The sequence below is a fragment of the Streptomyces sp. NPDC059092 genome, assembly GCF_042756365.1.
Taxonomy (GTDB): domain Bacteria; phylum Actinomycetota; class Actinomycetes; order Streptomycetales; family Streptomycetaceae; genus Streptomyces.
Genome location: NZ_JBHZEJ010000020.1, coordinates 17,891 through 42,371 on the forward strand (window position 1 = coordinate 17,891; position 24,481 = coordinate 42,371).

The following is a 24,481-nucleotide window of genomic DNA, read 5'->3' on the forward strand; positions in this document are numbered from 1 at the left end:
AGGCAGGAGGCAGCAGCGTGGCCGGAGGGACGACCGCCGAACGCGGCGCACGACCGAAGCCGGCCTCCGGCCACCCTGGCGAAGGGGGCGGGGGTGGCCGGTTCCGGCTGCCTCGCCCCCGGCTGCTGATCGCGGTGGCCGCCGCGGTCGTGGTGGCCGGCGGGGCGCTCTGGGCGCTCTACGGCTCCCAGTGGCTCCGGGTCGCGAAGGTGACCACCTCCGGTGCCGAGGTGCTCAGCCGTGCCGAGGTCGAGTCGGTGGCGGCGGTACCCCTCGGGGAGCCGCTGGTCTCCGTCGACACGGACGCGGTGGAGTCCCGGCTGCGGCAGAGGCTCCCCCGGATCGACTCCGTCGAGGTCGCGCGATCGTGGCCGGACGGGATCAGTCTGAAAGTGATCGAACGTAAACCCGCGCTGCTCATCGGAAAAGACTCAAAATTCATCGAAGTGGACGCCGATGGTGTCCGTTTCGCGACCGTCGACAAGGCACCCGCCGGTGTTCCCGTACTGAAAATGACGGTCGGCCGATCGGCCGGTTCTGATCGGTTCGGAACGGCCCGGCTGATGCGTGAAGCGGTGGCCGTCCGGAGCGAACTCCCCGGCGGGGTGGCCGAACGGACCCGGGCCGTCCGGGTCCGTTCGTACGATTCCATCTCCCTGGAGCTGACCGGCGGACGTACGGTGATGTGGGGGAGCGGTGAGGACGGCGCGGCCAAGGCGCGTGCGCTCACCGCCCTCATGAAAGCGGTCCCCGGGGCGCGGCACTTCGATGTGAGCGCGCCCACGGCGCCTGCCGCCTCGGGGAGTTGACGGGCATATGCGCTGGCCAGCACCCTGGTTGGTCAGCGCTATGGGTGATCACATAGGGTGAAAAGAAAAACGGGAGGTTCGGCGTGTTCGTTGAACGCGCGCCTCTTGTCGACTTAGTGTCCTGTTCGGAAGAGTCCAAGAAGCGGACGCACTGGTAACCCTGAACTTCAACGTGAGGGTTTGGGTCGGCGTTTCGGACCGTCCCATCGGCATCAGTCGCCGCGGCGCCACATCAGCGCCGCGACGACACGTAAATCGAGGCGAGAGGCCTTCGACGTGGCAGCACCGCAGAACTACCTCGCAGTCATCAAGGTCATCGGTGTCGGCGGCGGTGGTGTCAATGCCATCAACCGAATGATCGAGGTCGGCCTCAAGGGCGTCGAGTTCATCGCGATCAACACGGACGCGCAAGCCCTGTTGATGAGCGACGCCGACGTCAAGCTCGACGTCGGCAGGGAACTCACCCGTGGCCTCGGCGCCGGCGCCAACCCGGCGGTCGGCCGCAAGGCCGCGGAGGACCACCGTGAGGAGATCGAGGAGGTCCTCAAGGGGGCCGACATGGTCTTCGTCACCGCGGGCGAGGGGGGCGGCACCGGCACCGGCGGCGCGCCCGTCGTGGCCAACATCGCGCGCTCGCTCGGCGCCCTCACGATCGGTGTGGTCACCCGGCCGTTCACCTTCGAGGGCCGGCGTCGCGCCAACCAGGCGGAGGACGGCATCGCCGAACTCCGCGAAGAGGTCGACACCCTCATCGTCATCCCCAACGACCGGCTGCTGTCCATCTCGGACCGCCAGGTCAGCGTGCTCGACGCGTTCAAGTCCGCGGACCAGGTGCTGCTGTCGGGTGTCCAGGGCATCACCGACCTCATCACCACCCCCGGGCTGATCAACCTGGACTTCGCCGACGTGAAGTCCGTCATGTCCGAGGCCGGCTCGGCGCTCATGGGCATCGGCTCCGCCCGCGGCGACGACCGTGCGGTGGCCGCCGCGGAGATGGCGATCTCCTCGCCCCTCCTGGAGGCGTCCATCGACGGTGCCCGTGGGGTCCTGCTCTCCATCTCCGGCGGATCCGACCTCGGTCTCTTCGAGATCAACGAGGCCGCGCAACTCGTCAGCGAGGCCGCCCACCCCGAGGCCAACATCATCTTCGGCGCCGTCATCGACGACGCCCTGGGCGACGAGGTACGCGTCACCGTCATCGCGGCGGGCTTCGACGGCGGACAGCCGCCGACCCGGCGCGAGACCGTGCTCGGCGCGGGCTCCGGCAAGCGCGACGAGCAGCAGGCCCCGAACCGTTCCGCCGACACCGGCCGTTCCGTGAGCGGGCTCGGTACGGTGCCGCCGCGCGAGGAGAGCCAGATCCGGGTCGATCCCGCCCCGGTCGGCGAGAAGCCGCTCACCACGGTCAACCCGCCGCAGGTTCCGCCGGCCCGTCCGTTCCCGGACAGCCAGGCCGAAGAGCTGGACGTCCCGGACTTCCTGAAGTGATACGACAGTACGAAGAGCTGAGCGGCGCGCACTTCGCCTTCACCGACCGGTGGGGCGGAGTGAGCGCCGCTCCGTTCGGTGAGCTCAACCTCGGCGGCGCGGTCGGTGACGACCCCGCCGCCGTACGTGCCAACCGGGACCTGGCGGCGAAGTCCCTGAAGATCGACCCCGCGCGGGTCGTCTGGATGAACCAGGTGCACGGCCGCGACGTGGCCGTCACCGAAGGACCGTGGACGGACGGGGACATCCCCGCCGTCGACGCGGTCGTCACCGTACGGCGCGGCCTCGCCCTCGCCGTACTCACCGCGGACTGTGTCCCCGTCCTGCTGGCCGACCCGGTCGCCGGGGTCGCCGCCGCGGCACACGCGGGGCGTCCCGGACTGGTCGCGGGCATCGTCCCCGCAGCCGTCGAGGCGATGGTCTCGCTCGGCGCCGAACCCGCCAGGATCACCGCCCGCACCGGCCCCGCCGTCTGCGGGTGGTGCTACGAAGTCCCGGCGACGATGCGCGACGAGGTCGCCGCCGTCGTACCGGAGGCCGGGGCCGAGACCAGTTGGGGGACGCCGTCCGTCGACGTCGTCGGCGGTGTGCACGCACAGCTCGCGTCCCTCGGCGTACGGGACCGGCACCGCTCGGAGGTCTGCACCCGCGAGTCGGACGACCACTACTCGTACCGCCGTGACCGCGTGACCGGCCGCCTCGCCGGCTATGTCTGGCTGGCCTGATGAGCAGGGCGGACATGGAGGACATGGCGGGCCGAAGGGTCGAACTCGCCGCGAATCTGGCGACGGTGGAGCGGCGGATCGCCACGGCCTGCGCCGCCGCGGGCCGTGCGCGGGAGGAGGTGACCCTGATCGTGGTCACCAAGACCTACCCCGCGAGCGATGTCCGGCTGCTCCACGGACTCGGCGTACGGCAGGTGGCCGAGAACCGTGACCAGGATGCCGCCCCCAAGGCGGCGGCTTGTGAAGATTTGTCGTTGACCTGGCATTTTGTGGGGCAATTGCAGACGAACAAGGTCCGTTCCGTAGCCAGTTACGCCGATGTGGTGCAATCTGTCGACCGTGTCAAGCTTGTCTCAGCGCTCTCCGCCGCGGCGGTACGCACGGAGCGCGAGGTCGGCTGCCTGCTTCAGGTCGCCCTCGACGCCGGGTCCGGTGAGCGTGGGGCGCGGGGCGGTGTGGCGCCCGACGGGATCGAGGAGTTGGCCGCCGCGGTGGCCGGCGCACCGGGGCTGCGGCTCGACGGTCTGATGACCGTGGCGCCGCTCGCCGGTCCGTACGCGGGCCGGCAACGGGCCGCGTTCGACCGGCTGCTGGAATTGGCATCCCGCCTGCGGGCGGACCATCCGGCTGCGAACATGGTCTCAGCAGGGATGAGTGCGGACCTTGAGGACGCGGTAGCGGCGGGAGCGACACATGTACGCGTCGGTACTGCGGTGCTCGGAGACCGACCTCGGCTCGGGTAACGTCGCGAAGCGAGTCGGACCACAGCAGAAAATATGGTCATTTCCGCCGAAAGGCGGTCAGACCCAGTGGATCGAGGGCACTTGGTGACGAGGCCGATCCACCACAGAGCGGAGGACCCAGAGCATGGCCGGCGCGATGCGCAAGATGGCGGTCTACCTCGGCCTCGTGGAGGACGATGGGTACGACGGCCGGGGCTTCGACCCCGACGATGATTTCGAACCCGAGCCGGAGCCGGAGCGTGAGCACCGGCGTCACCAGCCCGTACACCAGCCCGAACGGGAAGAACCCGTGCGCGTGCCCCAACCGCCCGCGCAGCGCGAGCGCGAGCCGGTTCCGCTAGCGGCGGAAAGCGGACGTCCGGCACGAATCGCCCCCGTGGCATCCATCACACCTGAACGTCCCAGCCTGGAGAAGAACGCACCGGTGATCATGCCCAAGGTCGTGTCAGAGCGGGAGCCCTACCGCATCACCACGCTCCACCCGAGGACCTACAACGAGGCCCGTACCATCGGGGAACACTTCCGCGAGGCCACTCCGGTGATCATGAATCTCACGGAGATGGACGACACGGACGCGAAGCGACTTGTCGACTTTGCCGCAGGACTCGTCTTCGGTCTCCATGGCAGCATTGAGCGCGTGACGCAGAAGGTGTTCCTGCTCTCTCCTGCTAACGTCGATGTCACGGCGGAGGACAAGGCCCGTATCGCAGAGGGCGGGTTCTTCAACCAGAGCTAGAACACAGCACCGGGAACGACCCGGTCGCACGGCGGGAACGGCCCGCCGGAGCGACCGGAGCCAGAGTGAGCCAGGGGAGAGGGAAACAGCGGGATGGGCATCGCACTACAGGTGGTCTACATCGCGCTGATGTGCTTCCTCATCGTGCTGATTTTCCGGTTGGTCATGGACTACGTCTTCCAGTTCGCGCGCTCATGGCAGCCAGGCAAGGCGATGGTGGTCATTCTGGAGGCCACCTACACTGTCACCGATCCACCGCTCAAGCTTCTGCGGCGGTTCATCCCGCCGCTGCGTCTCGGGGGCGTGGCACTCGACCTGTCCTTCTTCGTTCTGATGATCATCGTTTACATCCTCATCACGGTTGTCAGCAACCTTGCGAGGGGAATGTGAACGAAACGGTCTTGCCGACTGCCGACGACTACGTAGAGGTGAAGAAGAGATGCCGTTGACCCCCGAGGACGTGCGGAACAAGCAGTTCACAACCGTCCGCCTCCGAGAAGGCTACGACGAGGACGAGGTCGATGCCTTTCTCGACGAGGTCGAGGCCGAACTGACCCGCCTGCTCCGCGAGAACGAGGACCTGCGCGCCAAGCTGGCCGCGGCCACGCGTGCCGCCGCGCAGAACCAGCAGCAGCAGTCCATGCGTAAGCCGCCCGAGCAGCAGGACCGACCCGGGGCCCCGGTGCCCGCCGCCATATCCGGACCGCCGCAACAGCAGCAGCCCCCGCAGATGGGCCCGCCCCAACTGCCCGGTGGCGCACCGCAGCTCCCCGCCGGGCCGAGCGCCCACGGCCAGGGCCCGCAGGGACATGACCCGCGTGGCCAGCAGCAGCACGGCCAGCAGCACGGCCAGGGCCCGATGGGCCAGGGTGGCCCCATGCAGCAGCAGGGCGGCCCGATGGGCCAGGGCGGACCCATGCAGCAGGGTGGCCCCATGCAGGGCGGCCCCATGCAGGGTGGACCCATGGGCCAGGGCGGTCCGATGGGCCAGGGCGGACCCATGGGCCAAGGCGGTCCGATGGGTCAGGGCGGACCCATGCAGCAGCAGGGTGGCCCCATGGGCGGACCTATGGGCGGTCCCATGGGCGGTCACGGCCCGCAGATGGGCCAGCCCGGTCAGGGCCCCGGTGGCGACAGCGCCGCGCGCGTCCTCTCGCTCGCCCAGCAGACCGCCGACCAGGCGATCGCCGAGGCGCGCTCCGAGGCCAACAAGATCGTGGGCGAGGCCCGCAGCCGCGCCGAAGGCCTGGAGCGCGACGCGCGCGCCAAGGCGGACGCGCTGGAGCGGGACGCGCAGGAGAAGCACCGCGTGGCGATGGGCTCCCTGGAGTCCGCGCGCGCGACGCTGGAACGCAAGGTCGAGGACCTGCGAGGCTTCGAGCGCGAGTACCGTACGCGGCTGAAGTCCTACCTGGAGAGCCAGCTCCGGCAGTTGGAGACCCAGGCGGACGACTCGCTCGCCCCGCCGCGCACTCCGGCGGCCGCCTCACTGCCGCCGTCGCCCTCCATGGCTCCGGCCGGCGCGGGCGCGATGGGACACAGCATGGGCGGCGGCCCGTCCATGGGCGGACCCTCGATGGGCGGACCCTCGATGGGCGCACCGTCCCAGGGACCGTCGTACGGCGGGCAGCAGCAGATGTCGCCCGCGATGACGCAGCCGATGGCACCGGTACGGCCGCAGGCGCCGCAGCCGATGCAGCAGGCACCGTCGCCGATGCGTGGGTTCCTGATCGACGAGGACGACAACTGACGGGTTCGCGCGTGCGGTGCGCGTAGCCGTCGGCGGCTTGAAGGGCTGGGCCCGGGACTTCTGTCCTGGGCCCAGCCCTTTTCTGTGCCTGCGCTCGTGCGTGTGATGTGCGCGGATGCGGCTCCGGAGGCCGGGGCCGGTGGCGGCTGGGGGCCGCTTGCGCGGGGCTTTCCCCTACCCGCCCCTTCCCGAACCGGGGCTCCGCCCCGGGCCCCGGTCCTCAAGCGCCGGACGGGCTTGAGGGGGCGCCTCGGGCGGGCCGGAGTGTCCTCAAGCCGGACGAGCGGCGGGACGGGCTTGAGGAGGCGCCTCGGGCGGGCTTGAAGGGGCCGGCCGAAGCCGGCCGGCCCCGTGGGGTGTTACGCCTTGCGGAGGCGGAACGTGAGGGTCAGGCCCTCGTCCTCGAACGGGGTGCCGTACGTGTCGTCCGCCTCGCCCGGGGTGAAGTCCGTCGCCAGGACCTCGTCCGCGATCAGCGGCGTGTGCGCCGTCAGCGCCTCCGTCGTCGCGTCGTCCGTCGACGTCCAGCGCACCGCGATCCGGTCCGCCACGTCCAGGCCGCTGTTCTTGCGGGCCTCCTGGATCAGGCGGATCGCGTCCCGGGCCAGGCCCGCCAGGCGCAGTTCCGGGGTGATCTCCAGATCCAGGGCGACCGTCGCGCCGGAGTCCGAGGCGACCGACCAGCCCTCGCGCGGGGTCTCCGTGATGATCACCTCGTCCGGGGCGAGCGAGATGCTCTCCCCGTCCACGGTCACCGACGCCGTACCGTCGCGCAGCGCCGCGGAGAGCGCCGCCGCGTCCGCCTCGGCGACCGCCTTCGCCACGGCCTGCACACCCTTGCCGAAACGCTTGCCCAGCGCGCGGAAGTTCGCCTTCGCCGTCGTGTCGACCAGCGAGCCGCCCACCTCGGAGAGCGTCGCCAGCGCGGAGACGTTCAGCTCCTCGGTGATCTGGGCGCGCAGTTCGGGCGAGAGCGCGTCGAAGCCCGTCGCGGCGATCAGCGCGCGCGACAGCGGCTGGCGGGTCTTGACCCCCGACTCGGCCCGCGTCGCCCGGCCCAGCTCCACCAGCCGCCGTACCAGCGCCATCTGGCGGGAGAGCGCCGGGTCGATCACCGACAGGTCCGCCTGCGGCCAGGACGTCAGGTGCACCGACTCGGGCGCGTCCTGGGTGACCGGTACGACCATGTCCTGCCAGACCCGCTCCGTGATGAACGGGGTCAGCGGGGCCATCAGCCGCGTCACCGTCTCGACCACGTCGTGCAGCGTGCGCAGCGCCGCCTTGTCGCCCTGCCAGAAGCGGCGGCGCGAGCGGCGTACGTACCAGTTGGACAGGTCGTCGACGAAGGCCGAGAGCAGCTTGCCGGCGCGCTGCGTGTCGTACGCCTCCATCGCCTGCGTGCTCTGGTCGACCAGCGCGTGCAGCTCGCTCAGCAGCCAGCGGTCGAGCAGCGGGCGGTCGGCCGGGGCCGGGTCGGCCGCGCTCGGCGCCCAGCCGGACGTACGGGCGTACAGCGCCTGGAAGGCGACCGTGTTCCAGTACGTGAGGAGGGTCTTGCGCACGACCTCCTGGATCGTGCCGTGGCCCACGCGCCGCGCCGACCAGGGGGAGCCGCCGGCCGCCATGAACCAGCGGACCGCGTCGGCGCCGTGCTGCTCCATGAGCGGGATCGGCTGAAGGATGTTGCCCAGGTGCTTGGACATCTTCCTGCCGTCCTCGGCGAGGATGTGGCCGAGGCAGACGACGTTCTCGTAACTCGACTTGTCGAAGACGAGGGTGCCGACGGCCATCATCGTGTAGAACCAGCCGCGCGTCTGGTCGATCGCCTCCGAGATGAACTGCGCCGGGTAGCGCTTCTCGAAGAGGTCCTTGTTCCGGTACGGGTAGCCCCACTGCGCGAACGGCATGGAACCCGAGTCGTACCAGGCGTCGATGACCTCGGGGACGCGGACGGCCGTCAGCTCGCAGCCGTCCTGCGGACAGGTGAAGGTCACCGCGTCGATGAAGGGGCGGTGCGGGTCGAGGCCGCTCTGGTCGGTACCCGTCAGCTCCGTCAGCTCGGCGCGCGAGCCGACGCAGGTGAGGTGCTTGTCCTCGCAGCGCCAGATCGGCAGGGGGGTGCCCCAGTAGCGGTTGCGGGACAGCGCCCAGTCGACGTTGTTGTTCAGCCAGTCGCCGTACCGGCCGTGCTTGACCGAGTCCGGGAACCAGTTCGTCCGCTCGTTCTCCTCCAGGAGGCGGTCCTTGACGGCCGTCGTACGGATGTACCAGGACGGCTGTGCGTAGTAGAGGAGCGCGGTGTGGCAGCGCCAGCAGTGCGGGTAGCTGTGCTCGTACGGAACGTGGCGGAAGAGCCGGCCGCGCTCCTTAAGGTCCGCCGTCAGCACCTCGTCGGCCTTCTTGAAGAAGACCCCGCCGACCAGCGGGAGGTCCGCCTCGAACGTGCCGTCGGGGCGGACCGGGTTCACGACCGGGAGGCCGTAGGAGCGGCAGACCTTGAGGTCGTCCTCACCGAAGGCGGGGGACTGGTGGACCAGGCCCGTACCGTCCTCGGTCGTCACGTACTCGGCGTTGACGACGTAGTGCGCCTGAGCCGGGAACTCCACGAGGGTGAAGGGACGGTCGTACGTCCAGCGCTCCATCTCGCGGCCCGTGAAGGACGCGCCGGTGGTCTCCCACCCCTCGCCCAGCGCCTTGCCGACCAGCGGCTCGGCGACGACGAGCTGCTCCGTGCCGTCGGTCGCGACCACGTACCGGACGTCGGGGTGCGCGGCGACCGCCGTGTTCGACACCAGCGTCCACGGGGTCGTCGTCCAGACCAGCAGGGACGCCCGGCCGGCCAGCGGACCCGAGGTGAGCGGGAAGCGGACGAAGACCGACGGGTCGACGACCGTCTCGTACCCCTGCGCCAGCTCGTGGTCGGAGAGCCCGGTCTGGTCGCGCGGGCACCAGGGCGCGACGCGGTAGTCCTGGACGAGCAGGTCCTTGTCGAAGATCTCCTTGAGCGACCACCAGACGGAGTCCACGTACTCCGGGTCCATGGTCCGGTACGCGTTGTCGAGATCCGTCCAGTACCCCATGCGGGTCGTCAGCTCGGCGAACGCGTCGGTGTGCCGGGTGACGGACTCGCGGCACTTGGCGTTGAACTCGGCGATGCCGTACGCCTCGATGTCCTTCTTGCCGGTGAAGCCCAGCTCCTTCTCGACGGCCAGCTCCACGGGCAGGCCGTGGCAGTCCCAGCCGGCCTTACGGGCCACGTGGTAGCCGCGCATGGTGCGGAAGCGCGGGAAGACGTCCTTGAAGACGCGGGCCTCGATGTGGTGCGCGCCCGGCATGCCGTTGGCGGTGGGCGGGCCCTCGTAGAAGACCCACTCGGGGCGGCCCTCCGACTGTTCGAGGGTCTTTTCGAAAACCTTGTTCTCGCGCCACAGGTCGAGCACGGCGTGCTCCAGCGCGGGCAGATCGACCTGGGCGGGCACCTGGCGGTACCGGGGGGCGGTCGCGGACGTCGAGGGTTCTGGTGTCATGGGGCGCTTCCTCCGGCGGGACTGCGGCATCTCCGTCGAAGGGACGAGAGCTGGGCTCCCGCGGTACCACCCTCCTTGGCCCCGGACGTCGCCGCCCGCGGCCCCCTCATTGGGGTCGCGCTGCCGGTTCTACTCGCCCCGCGGTGGCCTGGGCTTTCTTCCGGCGGCTCCGGGGTGATGCTTCACATCGCGCTCTGCCCCCGGGCTCTCACCGTCCCCGGGTCGCTCATGGCCGCGTACGACGCTACTCGTCCCCATCCACGCCTCTCGCTGGGCCCAGTGTACGGGGCGGCGCTCCGCCGGGCCGACCGGTTTTCCGCGGCCGGGCGGAGCGGGGCGCGCCGGGGGAGCGCGGAAGGGAGTGCGGAGGGGGCGGGGGGAGCGGGGGAGCGCCGTACGGCGGAGCGTATGACCCGAACGGTTATACCGGCGCTCGTGTACGGCGTGGCGCGCCCGGCGGCGGATTACCCGGCGGGGAGCTGGGCACAACGGATGGAGGCCGGTCTTCTCGTGCCATGGGGAGAGGCCGGAGAGGCGGCGTGCCCCGTTGCCGCGGGGCTGGTGTCGATTTATCGTCCCAGCACGATTCGCGAGCAAGATCGCGCTATGTGAAGGGGCCGCGGCCATGGTGGCGAAGAAGACCACCGCGAAGAAGACGGCGGTGAAGAAGGCGACCGCCGGTACGACCGCCCGTACGACTGCCAAGAAGGCGCCGGCCAAGAAGGCGCCGGCGAAGAAGACCACCGCGAAGAAGGCCGCGGCCGAGAAGGCGACGGCGGAGAGCACACCGGACACGAAGGCGCCGGCCAAGAAGGCTCCGGGCAGGAAAGCGGCCAGCGGGAAGAAGGCCGCGAAGAAGGCACCTGCGAGGAAGACGCCGGCGAGCAAGGCACCTGCGAAGCAGGCCGCGTCCGCGGCCGAGGGGGCGGCCCAAGCCGCGGAACAGACGGGAGCCAACACGGTGGGAGCGAAGAAGACTGCGGGTGGCGCGGGCGCGGCCGGCGCCACGGCGATGTCCACGGCACAGGCCGCCGCGGCACCCCCCGGGGAACTCGCGGTACGGCCCGGCGAGGACCCCTGGACGCCGGAGGAGGTCGCCGAGGCGCGCACGGGGCTGGAGAGCGAGATCGCCCGGCTGAGCGCCGAGATCACCTCGTCGGAGGCCGCGCTGGCCGGGCTGATGCGGGACTCCGGGGACGGGGCCGGTGACGACGACGCGGACACCGGTACGAAGAACATCACGCGGGAGCACGAGATGTCGCTCGCCGCCAACGCCCGCGAGATGCTGGAGCAGACCGAGCGGGCGCTGCTGCGGCTCGACTCGGGCACGTACGGCCTCTGCGAGGTCTGCGGAAAGCCGATCGGCAAGGCCAGGATGCAGGCGTTCCCCCGGGCCACCCTCTGCGTGGAGGACAAGCAGAAGCAGGAACGGCGGGGGTAGCCCCCGCCGGCCGGGTGCCTGGCGCGACGGCGGGCGGAGGTCGCGAAGACAGGCGGAGGTTAGGGGACGGGGGTACCGGGGTGACGTACTCTCGTCCTCAGTCAGGCACCCAGTACTCCAGCAGTTGAGGGACTCACGTGGCAGAGGCGGAGCGCATCATCGGTACGCCGTCCGGAGACAGCGGCAGCGACGACGACGCTCCGGCCCCGGCCGAGCGGCCGAAGGGCAAGCGCAAGATCGTCGCGCTCTTCGTCGTCGCCGTTCTGGCGTATCTGCTGGACCTCGGGACCAAGATGCTGGTGGTCGCGGAGCTGGAGCACCACAAGCCGATCGAGGTCATCGGCAATCTGCTGAAGTTCGAGGTGATCCGGAACGCGGGTGCCGCCTTCGGTATCGGCGAGGCGTTCACGGTCATCTTCACGATCATCGCGGCGACGGTGATCGTGGTGATCGCCCGGCTGGCGCGCAAGCTCTACAGCATGCCCTGGGCCATCGCGCTGGGGCTGCTGCTCGGCGGCGCGCTCGGCAATCTCACCGACCGGATCTTCCGCTCGCCCGGCGTCTTCCAGGGCGCCGTGGTGGACTTCATCGCGCCCGCGCACTTCGCGGTCTTCAACCTCGCGGACTCCGCCATCGTCTGCGGCGGCATCCTGATCGTGCTGCTCTCCTTCCGGGGGCTCGACCCCGACGGGACCGTCCACAAGGACTGACCGTTCACAAGGACTGACCGCTTGCGGGGGCTGACCGTCCACAGGGGCCGGCCGTTCGCACCGGCTGAGGGTGCGAGGAGCGAAGGGGTCGAGGTGCCCGGGGATCTTGGGTCCGAAGGGCGCGCGGTCGGGTCTGTCGTAGCCACAAGGCATACTCGACAGGTGAGCTTTCCCGAGATCAGAACCCTGCCCGTGCCCGATGGCCTGGAGGGCGAGCGCGTCGACGCCGCCATAGCCCGTATGTTCGGCTTCTCCCGTACGAAGGCGGCGGAGCTGGCCGCCTCCGGGAAGGTCCAGGTCGACGGCTCCGTGGTCGGGAAGTCCGAGCGCGTGAGCGGCGGGGCCTGGCTGGAGGTCGAGATGCCGGCCGCCCCCGCGCCCGTACAGATCGTCGCCGAGCCCGTCGAGGGCATGGAGATCGTGCACGACGACGACGACATCGTCGTGATCGTCAAGCCGGTCGGCGTCGCCGCACACCCCAGTCCCGGCTGGTCCGGCACGACCGTCATCGGTGGTCTGGCCGCCGCCGGCTACCGCATCTCCACCTCCGGCGCCGCTGAGCGCCAGGGCATCGTGCACCGGCTGGACGTCGGGACCTCCGGGCTGATGGTCGTCGCCAAGTCGGAGCGCGCGTACACGCTGCTCAAGGCGCAGTTCAAGGAGCGCGTCGTCGACAAGCGCTACCACGCGCTGGTGCAGGGGCACCCCGACCCGATGAGCGGCACCATCGACGCGCCCATCGGCCGCCACCCGAACCACGACTACAAGTGGGCGGTCACCGCCGAGGGCAAGCCGTCGGTCACGCACTACGACCTGATCGAGGCGTTCCGCTCCGCCTCGCTGCTCGACATCAAGCTGGAGACGGGCCGTACGCACCAGATCCGGGTGCACATGTCCGCCCACCGTCACCCCTGCGTGGGCGATCTGACCTACGGCGCCGACCCGACGCTCGCCAAGCGGCTCGGGCTGGCCCGGCAGTGGCTGCACGCCGTACGCCTCGGCTTCGAGCACCCGTCGGACGGGCGCTGGGTCGAGTACGCGAGCACCTACCCCGACGACCTCCAGGGCGCGCTGGACAAGGTCAGGGCGGAGAGCAACGCGTGACCGCGCCCGGCTACACGCTGCGGGTCGCGCGGGACCCGGCGGACATCGAGGCGTGCCTCGCGGTCCGCAAAGAGGTCTTCGTCGTCGAGCAGCGCGTGCCCGAGGAGCTGGAGTACGACGGCCGGGACGGCGACGCGGTCCAGGTCCTGGCCGTACGTGACGACGGGATGCCGCTGGGCACCGGACGGCTGCTGTACGGGCCCGGCGTGGCCGACCGTACCGGTGGCGACCCGGGCACCGGCTCCCTCGGACGGCTCGCGGTCTCCCCGGCGGCCCGGGGCCTCGGTATCGGCGCCGCGCTCGTACGGGCCATCGAGGACGCGGCGCGCGAGCGGGGCCTGCGGGTGGTGGACCTGCACGCGCAGACGCACGCGCTCGGTTTCTACGAACGGCTCGGATACGAGGCGTACGGCCCCGAGTTCCCGGACGCGGGCATTCCGCACCGGTCCATGCGCCGGCCGCTGTAGCCGCTCGGACGGAGCGGACACGGGCGGGCGAGGCGGGGCAGGTCCCGGTGGCTCGCCCCCTGGCCTGCGGCTCAGGCGGCCCATGGCAGGCTTGAGGCCTTGATCACCCCTTGATCACCCTTGTCTGCCGTCAAGGCTTTCGACCACCGGAGGGCCCACCGTGGACCAGTTGGCACTGCTGATCGTCCTGCTGCTCGGGGCGGTGCTCACCGTTCCGCTCGGGGACAAACTGGGGCTGCCCTCGCCCGTGCTGATGACGATCATCGGCGTCGTCCTGGCGCTGCTGCCGTTCGTACCGAATGTGCAGGTGCCGCCGGACTTCATCCTTCCGCTCCTGCTGCCACCGCTGCTGTACGCCGCCGTGCAACGCACCTCCTGGCGGCAGTTCACGGCGAATCTGCGGCCCATCTTCCTGCTCGCGGTCGCGCTGGTCTTCGTGACCACCGCGGCCGTGGCGGCCGTCGCCCACTCGATCGTGCCCGGCCTGCCGCTCGCCGCCGCGGTCGCGCTCGGCGCGCTCGTCGCCCCGCCCGACCCGGTGGCCGCGACCGCCGTCGCCGGATCGCTCGGGCTGCCCCGGCGGCTGGTCTCCATCCTGGAGGGCGAAGGCCTCTTCAACGACGTCACCGCGATCGTGCTCTACCACGTGGCGATCGCGGCGGCCATCAGCGGCACCTTCTCCTGGCCGAGCGCCGTCGGCTCCCTGGTCCTCTCCGCGGTGGTGGCCGTGGCGGTGGGGCTCGCGCTCGGCTGGCTCACCAACAAACTGATGTCGCTGCTCGGCGACGCGACCCTCCAGATCGGCCTGTCGCTGCTGGTGCCGTTCGTCAGCTACGTCCTGGCTGAGGAACTGCACGGCTCCGGGGTGCTCGCCGTCCTCACCATCGCGCTCTTCCTCGCCACGCACACGGCGGACGCCGACGACGTCATGGGACGGCTGGCGGGCAACTCCTTCTGGCAGGTCGTCGACACGCTCGTCACCGGGGTCGCCTTCGGCCTCATCGGTCTTGAGCTGCACAACGCGTTCGGGGCGGCCGAGAGCCGGACGTTCGAGATGCTCGGCTGGGGCGCGGTGGTCGTCGGGGTCGTCGTGTTCGTACGGCTGCTGTGGCTGCTGCCCGCGACCTGGCTGGCCAAGCGGATGCACAAGCTCCGGGACTACGACGAGGAGATCCCGACGAGCTGGCGCGAGACCGTCGTCATGTGGTGGGCCGGGATGCGAGGGGTGGCCTCCGTCGCCCTGGCGCTCGCGATCCCGCTGGAGACGGAGAACGGAGAGCCGTTCCCGGGCCGCGAGGAGATCATCTTCATCGCGTTCGCGGTGATCATGGCGACCCTGGTCGTCCAGGGGCTGACGCTGCCCTGGCTGGTGCGGAAGCTCGGCGTACAGGCGGACACGAAGGCGGAGCACGAGCTGGAGCACGCGCTCGCGCTCCGGGCCGCGAAGGCCGCCAAGGGCCGGCTCAAGGAGATCGAGACGGTGGAGGAGGTCCCGGAGGAGATCAGCGAGCGGCTGTCGCGCGTGGCCATCGACATCGGGCTGCGGATCAGCCCCGACCTGGCGGACGACGAGCGCCGCGAGTGGGCCGCGCAGCGGGTGGCCCGTGGCCGTGCCGTACAGCGCATCCAGCGCGAGATGATGTCGGCGGCCCGCCACGAGGTCCTGTCGGCCCGTAACGAGCCGGGCGCGGACCCGGAGATCGTCGACCGCGTCCTGCGCCAGCTCGACGTACGCAGCATGCACTGACAGACGGACGGACCGGAGTACGCGATACGGGCCGCGGCGCAGGTACGGGGCCGTCGGCCCGGGTACGGGACGCGGGCGCCGTCAGCACGGCCCGCGCCGGCCTCCCCGTCAGCCGCGGCCGGTGTCGGCCTCCCCGCCCGCCCTGGCCTGCCGGTCGCCCTCGGTGCCGCTGCCGCCGTCCTCGGTGTTCTCCCTGGGCGCGGCCACCCGGCCACGCGCGGCCGGCGGCGCGGCGACCTCGCCCACGATCCTCGGCAGCGCGTACGGATGGTGCGCGGCCAGCCAGGCCACCATCTGCTCCCGTACCGCGCAGCGCACCTTCCAGATGTCGTCCGCGTCCTTGGCCGTGACCACCGCGCGCACCTCGATCGTGGTCGGGGTGGTGTCCGTGACCGCCAGGCTCCAGTCGCGGCCGTCCCACGCCGAGCACTCCGCCAGGATCTCCTGGAGCTTCTCGCGCATCAGCGGCACGGGCGCGCTGTGGTCGAGCTGGAGGAAGACCGTGCCGGTCATCTGGACCCCGCCGCGCGACCAGTTCTCGAAGGGCTGGGAGGTGAAGTACGAGACGGGCATGGTGATGCGCCGCTCGTCCCAGGTCCGTACGGCGAGGAAGGTGAGCGTGACCTCCTCGACCACGCCCCACTCGCCGTCGACCACCACCGTGTCCCCGATGCGCACCATGTCGCCGAAGGCGATCTGGAACCCGGCGAAGAGATTGCTCAGCGTGGACTGCGCGGCGACACCGGCGACGATGCCGATGATGCCCGCGGAGGCCAGCATCGACGTACCGATGCTGCGCAGATCGGGGAAGGTCAGCAGCATCGCCGCGACCGCGATCACCACGACGACGGCGATCACGATGCGCATCATCAGCGTCACCTGCGTGCGCACACGGCGCACCCGGGCCGGATCGCGGGTCGAGGTCGCGTAGCGGGCGTACGTCGACTCCACGACCACGGAGACGACCCGTACGACCAGCCAGGCGCCCGAGCCGATGACCACCAGGGACAGCACCCGGCCGATCTCGGCCTGGTAGTGCGTCATGAGGTACCAGCCGGTCTCGCGGTACGTACCGCGCAGCAGCGACGTCAGCACCAGCACCTGGAGCGGCACTCCGCAGCGCCGCAGCAGCCCCCACAGCGGGGTCTCGGGGTGACGCTGGTCCGCGCGGCGCAGTACCAGGTCCACGGCCCACCCGAGGGCCAGCGTGAGCAGGACCGTGCCGCCGAGCACGATCAGTGGGCGCAGTGCGTTCTCCATGACTCCGATGTGTCCCTCTCATGCGGGCCGGGTGCGGGCGGGCTGGCAGGATGTCCGGATGGACATCATGCTCTTCCACTCCGTCTACGGTCTCCGCCCGGCGGTGCACGCCGCCGCCGACCGGCTGCGTGCCGCCGGGCACGAGGTGCGCGTGCCCGACCTCTTCGAGGGGGAAACGGTCTCGACCGTGGAGGAGGGGATGAAGCTGAAGGACAGGATCGGCAAGGAGGAGCTGCTGCGCCGGGCGGTGCTGGCCGCGGCGCCGTACTCCGAGCGCGGGCTGGTGTACGTGGGGCTCTCGCTCGGCGGTTCCATCGCGCAGAACCTGGCGCTGGGCGACGCGAAGGCGCGCGGGCTGCTGCTTCTGCACGGCACGTCAGACATCGCGGAGAACGCGTCCGTGGACGAGCTGCCCGTACAGCTTCACGTGGCCGACCCCGACCCGTTCGAGCCGCACGACTGGTTGACCGCCTGGTACCTCCGGATGCGGCAGGTGGGGGCGGACGTGGAGGTCTACCGCTATCCGGGGGCCGGGCACCTCTTCACCGACCCGGAGCTGCCCGACCACGACGAGCGGGCCGCGGAGGAGACCTGGCGGACCGGGCTCGCCTTCATCGACTCGCTCTGAGCCCCTGCCACGTGCCGGCCGCCGGTCAGTAGCGGCGTGCCGCCCCCGCCGTGCGAACCGGCGGGGGCAGCGGGCGCGCGGTGCTCGGGCTCAGCCCTTGAGCGCCTTGGTGATCGCGGCGTTGAACTCCGCCACGGTCATGGGCGGGTTGTCGCTGCCCTCGGTCGTGACCTTCTTGCCGTCCATCTTCAGGGTGGGCGTGCCCTTGACGCCGCTCTTGTCGAAGGCGGCGGACATCTTCATCGCCCAGGCGTCGTACGTACCGTTCTCGACGTCCTTCTTGAAGGCAGCGTCGCCCTTGAGCGCGCCCACCGAGTCGGCGACTTCGAGGAGGTAGCTGTCCTTGGCGAACTTGTCGCTCGTCTCCTCGGGGTGGTACTTCGCCGAGTAGAGCGCGGTCTTGTACTCCAGGAACGCCTCGGGGCTCACATTGAGCGCCGCGCCCAGCGCCGACAGGGCGTTCTTGGAGCCCTCGCCGTTGTCGGAGTTGTCGATGAAGGTCGCGCCGACGTACTTGATCTTGAACTTGCCGGCGTCGACGTTGTTGTGGACCGTCTCGCCGACGGCCTGCTCGAAGGTGGCGCAGACGGGGCAGCGGGAGTCCTCGTACAGTTCGAGCGTCTTCTTGGCGTCCTTCTTGCCGATGACGACGGTCGTGCCGTTCGTGCCCTCGGTGTTCTTGGGGGCGACGACGGTCTTCTCGTCCTTCATCGCCTCCCAGTGGGAGGGCTTGTTGGACTGGACGACGGCGTAGCCGACGCCGCCGGCTATCGCGAGGACGACGACGGCCGAGCCGATGACGACGAGCTGGCGGCGTACCTTGTCCTTCTTCGCCTGCTGCTCGCGCTCGGCGCGCAGCCGCTCGCGTGCGGCTGCCTTGTTGGCCTGGTTGTTGCGTGCGCTCATGATGATTCGCTCCGTGGGGAATGGCGTGATGCCGCCGGGGGCGGGGAGGGGTGCCGGGGCCGGGGTTCGGCTCGGGCTCGGCGTTCGGCTCGGACTTCGGCTCGGGAAGAGCCTCAGGCGGCGAGGCCGAGCGCCGGGCCGGGCGGGCCCCGCCGTCCCACGGAGTGCACGAGGAGCCGGTGACGCGAGGGGCGCGGGCGGCCCGCGGGCCGTGCGGCGCGGCGTACCGCCCGGGTGGCCGTGGAGACCACGGCCACCGCGATCAGCAGCGGCCGGAAGGCGCTCACGGCCGCGGCCCTGACCAGCCGGGACAGCGCCGTCTCGCCGTGCCGCAGCCAGGCCGCGGCGAGCAGCCCGACCGCGACGTGACCGGCCAGCAGCAGCCACGGCAGGGCCGGGTCGGGGCTGTCCAGCAGCGCGGCGGCCGTGGACCGCGGCGAGGCCACCCCGGGCAGCGGCGCGCCGAGGCCGCCGCCGCACAGCACGTCGAGGCCGACCGAGCGCAGCGACCCCGCCACGGGGCCGCCCGAGGCGCCGTAACAGACGCGCTGGCCGCTGGTGAAGACGGTGTCGGCGGCCAGTTCCAGCGGGACGAGCAGGGCGGCGATCCGCCAGAAGCCACGTTCGCGGCCCGCCGCCGCGTAGGTGAGCGCGAACACGGCGGCGCCGAGCCCGGCGACCAGGGAGAGCGGCAGCGGGGTGCGGGACAGCAGCACGTGCGAGCCCGCGGACAGCGTCACGACCAGCGCCGTGAAGAGTGCTGCCCGCGCCGCTCTGAGCCGCGTCCCGGATATGTCCATCGTCGCCGAGTGTGCCATGGGTCCCTGTAAACGATCCCTAAAGCATCACGGAAGGAGACGTGTTCTAGGGCGTGTTTCGAAAGTCCCGCCTGGCCCGCGACGCCTGGCACGCACGCACGCTCGCCGCGTTGTCGGAGTCGTCCGAGTACGTCCGGGCCATCGAGGGTGCCGATCCTCCTCCTCGCGATCGCGCTCGGCATCCGAAGGAGGATTCAGTGTGCCGAGACGGAGCGAGCGGAGCGAGTGCAGTGCACCGGACGCCGCAGGCCCCGCCCTACGGGCGGACGGCGCTACTTTCGAAACACGCCCTGGGCGAGCCGGCCGTTGCGGAACAGGTCCACGAAGATCTGGTGGTCCGCCCTCGCCCGCGCTCCGTACGTGTGCGCGAAGTCCACCAGCAGTGCTCCGAAGCCGTCCTCGTCGGCCGCGATCGCCGCGTCGATGGCGCGTTCCGTGGAGAACGGCACCAGGGAGTGCCCGCTCTCGTCGTCCGCCGCCGAGTGCATCGTCGCCGTCGCCCGGCCGAGGTCCGCGACGACCGCCGCTATCTCCTCCGGGTCGTCCAGGTCCGACCAGTCCAGGTCCACCGCGTACGGCGAGACCTCCGCGACGAGCTGCCCCGCCCCGTCCAGCTCCGTCCAGCCCAGCCACGGGTCCGCGTGCGCCTGGAGCGCCCGCTGCGAGATCACCGTGCGGTGACCCTCGTGCTGGAAGTAGTCGCGGACGGCCCCGTCGGTGAGGTGCCGGGAGACCGCCGGGGTCTGCGCCTGCTTCAGGTAGATCACGACGTCGTTCTCCAGGGCGTCGCTGTTGCCCTCCAGGAGGATGTTGTACGAGGGCAGCCCGGCCGAGCCGATGCCGATGCCCCGCCGGCCCACGACGTCCTTCACGCGGTACGAGTCGGGACGGGTCAGGCTGGACTCCGGAAGCGTCTCCAGATAGCCGTCGAACGCTGCGAGGATCTTGTACCGGGTGGCCGCGTCCAGCTCGATGGAGCCACCGCCCGCCGCGAAGCGCCGCTCGTACTCCCGGATCTCCGTCATCGAGTCCAGCAGTGAGAAGCGCGTCAGCGAGCGGGCCGAGCGCAGCGCGGTGAGCAGCGGGCCCTCGGCCGTGTCCAGGGTGAAGGGCGGCACCTCGTCGTTCTTCGCGCCGGTCGCCAGCGCGTGGATCCGCTCGCGGTAGGCGCCCGCGTAGATCTCCACCAGTTCGGTGATCTGCGGGTCGCTGAGCGCCTTCGTGTAGCCGATCAGCGCGAGCGAGGCGGCGAACCGCTTCAGGTCCCAGGTGAACGGGCCTATGTACGCCTCGTCGAAGTCGTTCACGTTGAAGATCAGCCGGCCGTTGGCGTCCATGTACGTGCCGAAGTTCTCCGCGTGCAGATCACCGTGGATCCACACCCGGCCCGTCCGCTCGTCGAGGAACGGCTCGTCGGACCCGGGCTCCCCGGACCCGGCGCCCTCCTGTGACAGGTCCCTGTAGAACAGGCACGCCGTACCCCGGTAGAAGGCGAACGCGGAGGCCGCCATCTTGCGGAACTTCACCCGGAAGGCTGCTGGATCCGCCGTCAGAAGTTCACCGAACGCGGTGTCGAAGACGGCGAGAATCTCCTCTGCGCGCTGCTTCTCGGCTGCTTCGACAGGTCGCGGGACCGACATCGCGGGGTGCCTCCTGGTGACGGTGGGTGGCCGGGCGGCCACGGGGGCGGCAGGCCCCCGGAGGGCACGTCCGTGCCCTCGCAGGGGGCAACGCGCGACGCTGTCCCCGAGTGCCCGCCGGGCCGGCTCCGATCGCCCGCCGGGCCGACCCGGTGCCCGCCCGTTGTCGGTCGTGCGACGTAGACTTCGGGGCTGTCTCCCCGGACTGTCCGCAGCGCCGGGAGACCCCCCGGGCCCGCCCCCGGGAAACCACCGTGTCGCCCGCTCACTGGAGGCCCCCGCCGTGACCAAGCCGCCCTTCACGCACCTGCATGTCCACACCCAGTACTCGCTGCTGGACGGTGCCGCGCGGCTGGGGGACATGTTCAAGGCGTGCAAAGAGATGGGCATGTCCCATATCGCGATGACCGACCACGGGAATCTCCACGGCGCCTACGACTTCTTCCATCAGGCGACGAAGGCGGGCGTGACACCGATCATCGGGATCGAGGCGTACGTGGCGCCCGAGTCCCGGCGGCTGAAGCGGAAGGTGCAGTGGGGCCAGCCGCACCAGAAGCGGGACGACGTGTCCGGTTCGGGTGGTTACACCCACAAGACGATCTGGGCGGCGAACCGGACCGGGCTGCACAACCTCTTCCGGCTCTCCTCGGACGCGTACAAGGAGGGCTGGCTCCAGAAGTGGCCCCGGATGGACAAGGAGACCATCGCCAAGTGGTCCGAGGGCCTCATCGCCTCGACCGGCTGCCCCTCCGGTGAGCTCCAGACGCGGCTGCGGCTCGGCCAGTTCGACGAGGCGCTGAAGGCGGCCTCCGAGTACCAGGACATCTTCGGCAAGGACCGGTACTTCCTGGAGCTCATGGACCACGGCATCGAGATCGAACGCCGGGTGCGCGACGGGCTGCTGGAGGTCGGCAAGAAGCTCGGCATCCCGCCGCTGGTCACCAACGACTCCCACTACACGTACGCGAACGAGGCCACCGCCCACGACGCGCTGCTCTGCATCCAGACCGGCAAGAACCTCTCCGACCCGGACCGCTTCCGCTTCGACGGCACCGGCTACTACCTCAAGTCGACCGACGAGATGTACGCCGTGGACCTCTCCGACGCCTGGCAGGAAGGGTGCGCCAACACCCGCCTGGTCGCCGACCAGATCGACCCCGAGGGCTGGTTCCAGGAGCGGAACCTGATGCCCAAGTTCGAGGTGCCCGAGGGCTTCTCCGAGGTCTCCTGGTTCCGCGAGGAGACCATGCGCGGCATGGCCAGGCGCTTCCCGAACGGCATCCCTGAAGACCGCATGCGCCAGGTCGAGTACGAGATGGGCATCATCATCGACATGGGCTTCCCGGGGTACTTCCTCGTGGTCGCCGACTTCATCATGTGGGCGAAGAACAACGGCATCGCGGTCGGCCCCGGCCGTGGCTCCGCCGCCGGTTCGATCGTGTCGTACGCCATGGGCATCACCGACCTCGACCCGATCGAGCACGGACTGATCTTCGAGCGGTTCCTCAACCCCGAGCGCATCTCCATGCCCGATGTCGACATCGACTTCGACGAGCGCAGGCGCGGTGAGGTCATCCGGTACGTGACCGAGAAGTACGGCGCCGACAAGGTCGCCATGATCGGCACGTACGGCAAGATCAAGGCCAAGAACGCCATCAAGGACTCCGCCCGCGTGCTGGGCTACCCGTACGCGATGGGCGACCGGCTCACGAAGGCCATGCCCGCCGACGTCCTCGGCAAGGGCATCGACCTCAACGGCATCACCGACCCCTCGCACCCGCGTTACAGCGAGGCGGGCGAGATCCGGGGGATGTACGAGAACGAGCCGGACGTCAAGAAGGTCATCGACACCGCGAAGGGTGTGGAGGGCCTGGTCCGGCAGATGGGTGTGCACGCGGCCGGCGTGATCATGTCCAGCGAGACGATCACCGACCACGTCCCCGTCTGGGTCCGGCACACCGACGGCGTGACGATCACCCAGTGGGACTACCCGCAGTGCGAGTCGCTCGGCCTGCTGAAGATGGACTTCCTCGGCCTGCGCAACCTGACGATCATGGACGACGCCGTCAAGATGGTGAAGTCCAACAAGGGCATCGACCTGGAGATGCTCTCCCTGCCGCTGGACGACCCCAAGACGTACGAACTGCTCTGCCGCGGCGACACGCTCGGCGTCTTCCAGTTCGACGGCGGCCCCATGCGCTCGCTGCTGCGCCAGATGCAGCCCGACAACTTCGAGGACATTTCCGCCGTCTCGGCCCTCTACCGGCCGGGCCCGATGGGCATGAACTCGCACACGAACTACGCGGAGCGCAAGAACGCCCGCCAGGAGATCACCCCGATCCACCCGGAGCTGGAAGAGCCCCTCAAGGAGGTGCTCGGCCTCACCTACGGCCTGATCGTCTACCAGGAGCAGGTGCAGAAGGCCGCCCAGATCGTCGCCGGGTACTCGCTCGGCGAGGCCGACATCCTGCGCCGCGTGATGGGCAAGAAGAAGGCCGACGAACTGGCGAAGAACTTCGTCCTGTTCGAGGCGGGCGCCAAGAAGAACGGCTTCTCGGACGCGGCGATCAAGGCGCTGTGGGACGTCCTGGTGCCGTTCGCCGGATACGCGTTCAACAAGGCGCACTCCTCGGCGTACGGGCTGGTCACCTACTGGACGGCGTACCTCAAGGCGAACTACCCCGCCGAGTACATGGCCGCCCTGCTGACCTCGGTCAAGGACGACAAGGACAAGTCGGCGGTCTACCTCAACGAGTGCCGGCGCATGGGCATCAAGGTGCTGCCGCCCAACGTCAACGAGTCGCTGTCCAACTTCGCCGCCCAGGGTGACGACGTGATCCTGTTCGGCCTGACCGCCGTCCGCAACGTCGGCCAGAACGTCGTCGACTCGATCATCCGGTCCCGCAAGGCGAAGGGGAAGTACGCCACCTTCCCCGACTTCCTCGACAAGGTCGAAGCGGTCGTCTGCAACAAGCGCACCGTCGAATCGCTGATCAAGGCCGGCGCCTTCGACGAGATGGGCCACACCCGCAAGGGTCTGGTCGCCCACCACGAGCCGATGATCGACAACGTCGTCCAGGTCAAGCGCAAGGAGGCCGAGGGCCAGTTCGACCTCTTCGGCGGCGGCGACGAGGAGACGAGCGAACCGGGGTTCGGGCTCGACATCGAGTTCTCCGACATCGAGTGGGAGAAGACGTACCTCCTCGCGCAGGAGCGCGAGATGCTCGGCCTCTACGTCTCCGACCATCCGCTCTTCGGCCTGGAGCACGTGCTGTCCGACAAGGCCGACGCGTCGATCTCCCAGCTCACGGGCGGAGAACACGGGGACGGCGCGGTCGTCACCGTCGGCGGCATCATCTCCGGCCTCCAGCGCAAGATGACCAAGCAGGGCAACGCCTGGGCCATCGCCACCGTCGAGGACCTGGCCGGCTCCATCGAGTGCATGTTCTTCCCCGCGACCTACCAGCTCGTCTCCACCCAGCTCGTCGAGGACACGGTCGTCTTCGTCAAGGGCCGGCTGGACAAGCGCGAGGACGTCCCCCGGCTCGTCGCCATGGAACTCCAGGTCCCCGACGTCTCCTCGGCGGGCACCGACGCGCCCGTCACCATCACCATCCCCACGGTGAAGCTCACCCCGCCCATGGTCAGCAGGCTCGGCGAGATCCTGAGCCACCACCGGGGCAACTCCGAGGTCCGCATCAAGCTCCAGGGCGCCAGGAAGACCACCGTGCTCCGCCTCGACCGGCACCGGGTCCAGCCCGACCCGGCGCTCTTCGGCGACCTGAAGGTGCTGCTCGGCCCCGCCTGCCTGGCCGGCTAGGAGCTTTCGGAACGACCGGTCCCGCACGGACCGAAGGAGGGGCGGGGGCCGGGGGGGGGGGGGGCCCCCCCCCCCCCCCCCCGGGGGGGGGGGGGGGGTGTTGGGCCCGCGCGGGGGGGGCGCGGTGGGGGCGGGCGCGGGGGGGGTACGCGGGAGCCCCCC

The 24,481-nt window shown here is 70.3% G+C and carries 19 protein-coding genes; 14 read left to right on the forward strand and 5 right to left on the reverse strand.

What is annotated here, in order from left to right; all coding sequences use genetic code 11:
• Positions 1-17 precede the first annotated feature (17 nt).
• The 7 genes from ACFXPL_RS14605 (at position 18) to ACFXPL_RS14635 (ending at position 6,251) form a co-directional block, all read left to right on the forward strand.
• The gene (locus ACFXPL_RS14605; RefSeq protein WP_384917941.1) at positions 18-809 is read left to right on the forward strand and encodes a cell division protein FtsQ/DivIB; all 792 of its coding nucleotides are present in this window, start codon (positions 18-20) and stop codon (positions 807-809) included.
• 276 nt (positions 810-1,085) lie between these two features.
• Positions 1,086-2,297 (forward strand): cell division protein FtsZ, encoded by a 1,212-nt coding sequence (ftsZ, locus tag ACFXPL_RS14610; RefSeq protein WP_384917944.1) that lies wholly within the window; start codon positions 1,086-1,088, stop codon positions 2,295-2,297.
• Entirely contained in the window at positions 2,294-3,022 is a 729-nt protein-coding gene (gene pgeF / locus ACFXPL_RS14615; RefSeq protein ID WP_384917947.1) for a peptidoglycan editing factor PgeF, read from the forward strand. Before ftsZ ends, pgeF begins: the two co-directional genes overlap by 4 nt.
• 23 nt (positions 3,023-3,045) lie before the next feature.
• On the forward strand, positions 3,046-3,765 hold the full coding sequence (locus ACFXPL_RS14620) for a YggS family pyridoxal phosphate-dependent enzyme (RefSeq protein ID WP_384918151.1): 720 nt from the start codon (positions 3,046-3,048) through the stop codon (positions 3,763-3,765).
• A 124-nt stretch (positions 3,766-3,889) separates the two neighbouring features.
• On the forward strand, positions 3,890-4,501 hold the full coding sequence (locus ACFXPL_RS14625; RefSeq protein ID WP_384917950.1) for a cell division protein SepF: 612 nt from the start codon (positions 3,890-3,892) through the stop codon (positions 4,499-4,501).
• 93 nt (positions 4,502-4,594) lie between these two features.
• Positions 4,595-4,891, forward strand: coding sequence for a YggT family protein (locus ACFXPL_RS14630; RefSeq protein ID WP_329826038.1), 297 nt, complete (start codon positions 4,595-4,597; stop codon positions 4,889-4,891).
• 49 nt (positions 4,892-4,940) lie between these two features.
• Entirely contained in the window at positions 4,941-6,251 is a 1,311-nt protein-coding gene (locus ACFXPL_RS14635; protein WP_384917952.1) for a DivIVA domain-containing protein, read from the forward strand.
• Positions 6,252-6,610: 359 nt separating this feature from the next.
• Here ACFXPL_RS14635 and ileS read toward each other — a convergent pair whose 3' ends face one another.
• Positions 6,611-9,778, reverse strand: coding sequence for an isoleucine--tRNA ligase (gene ileS, locus ACFXPL_RS14640; RefSeq protein ID WP_384917955.1), 3,168 nt, complete (start codon positions 9,776-9,778; stop codon positions 6,611-6,613).
• A 625-nt stretch (positions 9,779-10,403) separates the two neighbouring features.
• Here ileS and ACFXPL_RS14645 point away from each other — a divergent pair.
• From ACFXPL_RS14645 to ACFXPL_RS14665, 5 genes are all read left to right on the forward strand, one after another.
• The gene (locus tag ACFXPL_RS14645) at positions 10,404-11,219 is read left to right on the forward strand and encodes a TraR/DksA family transcriptional regulator (RefSeq protein WP_384917958.1); all 816 of its coding nucleotides are present in this window, start codon (positions 10,404-10,406) and stop codon (positions 11,217-11,219) included.
• A gap of 137 nt (positions 11,220-11,356) precedes the next feature.
• Entirely contained in the window at positions 11,357-11,929 is a 573-nt protein-coding gene (gene lspA / locus ACFXPL_RS14650) for a signal peptidase II (RefSeq protein WP_384917961.1), read from the forward strand.
• A 162-nt stretch (positions 11,930-12,091) separates the two neighbouring features.
• On the forward strand, positions 12,092-13,033 hold the full coding sequence (locus ACFXPL_RS14655) for an RluA family pseudouridine synthase (protein ID WP_384917964.1): 942 nt from the start codon (positions 12,092-12,094) through the stop codon (positions 13,031-13,033).
• Positions 13,030-13,500 (forward strand): GNAT family N-acetyltransferase, encoded by a 471-nt coding sequence (locus tag ACFXPL_RS14660; RefSeq protein ID WP_384917966.1) that lies wholly within the window; start codon positions 13,030-13,032, stop codon positions 13,498-13,500. Before ACFXPL_RS14655 ends, ACFXPL_RS14660 begins: the two co-directional genes overlap by 4 nt.
• A gap of 160 nt (positions 13,501-13,660) precedes the next feature.
• Positions 13,661-15,247, forward strand: coding sequence for a Na+/H+ antiporter (locus tag ACFXPL_RS14665; RefSeq protein WP_384917969.1), 1,587 nt, complete (start codon positions 13,661-13,663; stop codon positions 15,245-15,247).
• 108 nt (positions 15,248-15,355) lie between these two features.
• Here the strand turns inward: ACFXPL_RS14665 and ACFXPL_RS14670 are convergent, their stop codons facing one another.
• Positions 15,356-16,507 carry a mechanosensitive ion channel family protein gene (locus tag ACFXPL_RS14670; RefSeq protein ID WP_384917973.1) on the reverse strand — a complete coding sequence of 384 codons (1,152 nt, stop codon included), beginning with the start codon at positions 16,505-16,507 and terminating at the stop codon, positions 15,356-15,358.
• A gap of 58 nt (positions 16,508-16,565) precedes the next feature.
• Between ACFXPL_RS14670 and ACFXPL_RS14675 the strand changes: the two genes are divergently transcribed.
• Complete coding sequence (locus tag ACFXPL_RS14675; protein ID WP_384917976.1) at positions 16,566-17,135, forward strand: dienelactone hydrolase family protein; 570 nt, start codon at positions 16,566-16,568, stop codon at positions 17,133-17,135.
• A gap of 90 nt (positions 17,136-17,225) precedes the next feature.
• Here ACFXPL_RS14675 and ACFXPL_RS14680 read toward each other — a convergent pair whose 3' ends face one another.
• The 3 genes from ACFXPL_RS14680 to ACFXPL_RS14690 all read right to left on the reverse strand — a co-directional run bounded on the left by ACFXPL_RS14680 (position 17,226) and on the right by ACFXPL_RS14690 (position 20,499).
• A complete protein-coding gene (locus tag ACFXPL_RS14680) occupies positions 17,226-18,041 on the reverse strand; it encodes a DsbA family protein (RefSeq protein ID WP_384917979.1) in 816 nt (271 codons plus the stop codon).
• Between the two features lie 113 nt (positions 18,042-18,154).
• The gene (locus ACFXPL_RS14685; RefSeq protein WP_384918154.1) at positions 18,155-18,841 is read right to left on the reverse strand and encodes a hypothetical protein; all 687 of its coding nucleotides are present in this window, start codon (positions 18,839-18,841) and stop codon (positions 18,155-18,157) included.
• Between the two features lie 290 nt (positions 18,842-19,131).
• The gene (locus ACFXPL_RS14690) at positions 19,132-20,499 is read right to left on the reverse strand and encodes a DUF2252 domain-containing protein (RefSeq protein ID WP_384917982.1); all 1,368 of its coding nucleotides are present in this window, start codon (positions 20,497-20,499) and stop codon (positions 19,132-19,134) included.
• 283 nt (positions 20,500-20,782) lie between these two features.
• Here ACFXPL_RS14690 and dnaE point away from each other — a divergent pair, with 283 nt between their 5' ends.
• Positions 20,783-24,319 (forward strand): DNA polymerase III subunit alpha, encoded by a 3,537-nt coding sequence (gene dnaE, locus ACFXPL_RS14695; RefSeq protein ID WP_384917985.1) that lies wholly within the window; start codon positions 20,783-20,785, stop codon positions 24,317-24,319.
• Positions 24,320-24,481: the final 162 nt, after the last annotated feature.

Coding starts and splice junctions, on each gene's coding strand:
- ACFXPL_RS14620 (WP_384918151.1), top strand. CDS start 3,046: ATGGCGGGCCGAAGGGTCGAACTCGCCGCGAATCTGGCGACGGTGGAG.
- ACFXPL_RS14625 (WP_384917950.1), top strand. CDS start 3,890: ATGGCCGGCGCGATGCGCAAGATGGCGGTCTACCTCGGCCTCGTGGAG.
- ACFXPL_RS14630 (WP_329826038.1), top strand. CDS start 4,595: ATGGGCATCGCACTACAGGTGGTCTACATCGCGCTGATGTGCTTCCTC.
- ACFXPL_RS14635 (WP_384917952.1), top strand. CDS start 4,941: ATGCCGTTGACCCCCGAGGACGTGCGGAACAAGCAGTTCACAACCGTC.
- ileS (WP_384917955.1), bottom strand. CDS start 9,778: ATGACACCAGAACCCTCGACGTCCGCGACCGCCCCCCGGTACCGCCAG.
- ACFXPL_RS14645 (WP_384917958.1), top strand. CDS start 10,404: ATGGTGGCGAAGAAGACCACCGCGAAGAAGACGGCGGTGAAGAAGGCG.
- ACFXPL_RS14670 (WP_384917973.1), bottom strand. CDS start 16,507: ATGGAGAACGCACTGCGCCCACTGATCGTGCTCGGCGGCACGGTCCTG.
- ACFXPL_RS14675 (WP_384917976.1), top strand. CDS start 16,566: ATGGACATCATGCTCTTCCACTCCGTCTACGGTCTCCGCCCGGCGGTG.
- ACFXPL_RS14680 (WP_384917979.1), bottom strand. CDS start 18,041: ATGAGCGCACGCAACAACCAGGCCAACAAGGCAGCCGCACGCGAGCGG.
- ACFXPL_RS14685 (WP_384918154.1), bottom strand. CDS start 18,841: ATGGACATATCCGGGACGCGGCTCAGAGCGGCGCGGGCAGCACTCTTC.
- ACFXPL_RS14690 (WP_384917982.1), bottom strand. CDS start 20,499: ATGTCGGTCCCGCGACCTGTCGAAGCAGCCGAGAAGCAGCGCGCAGAG.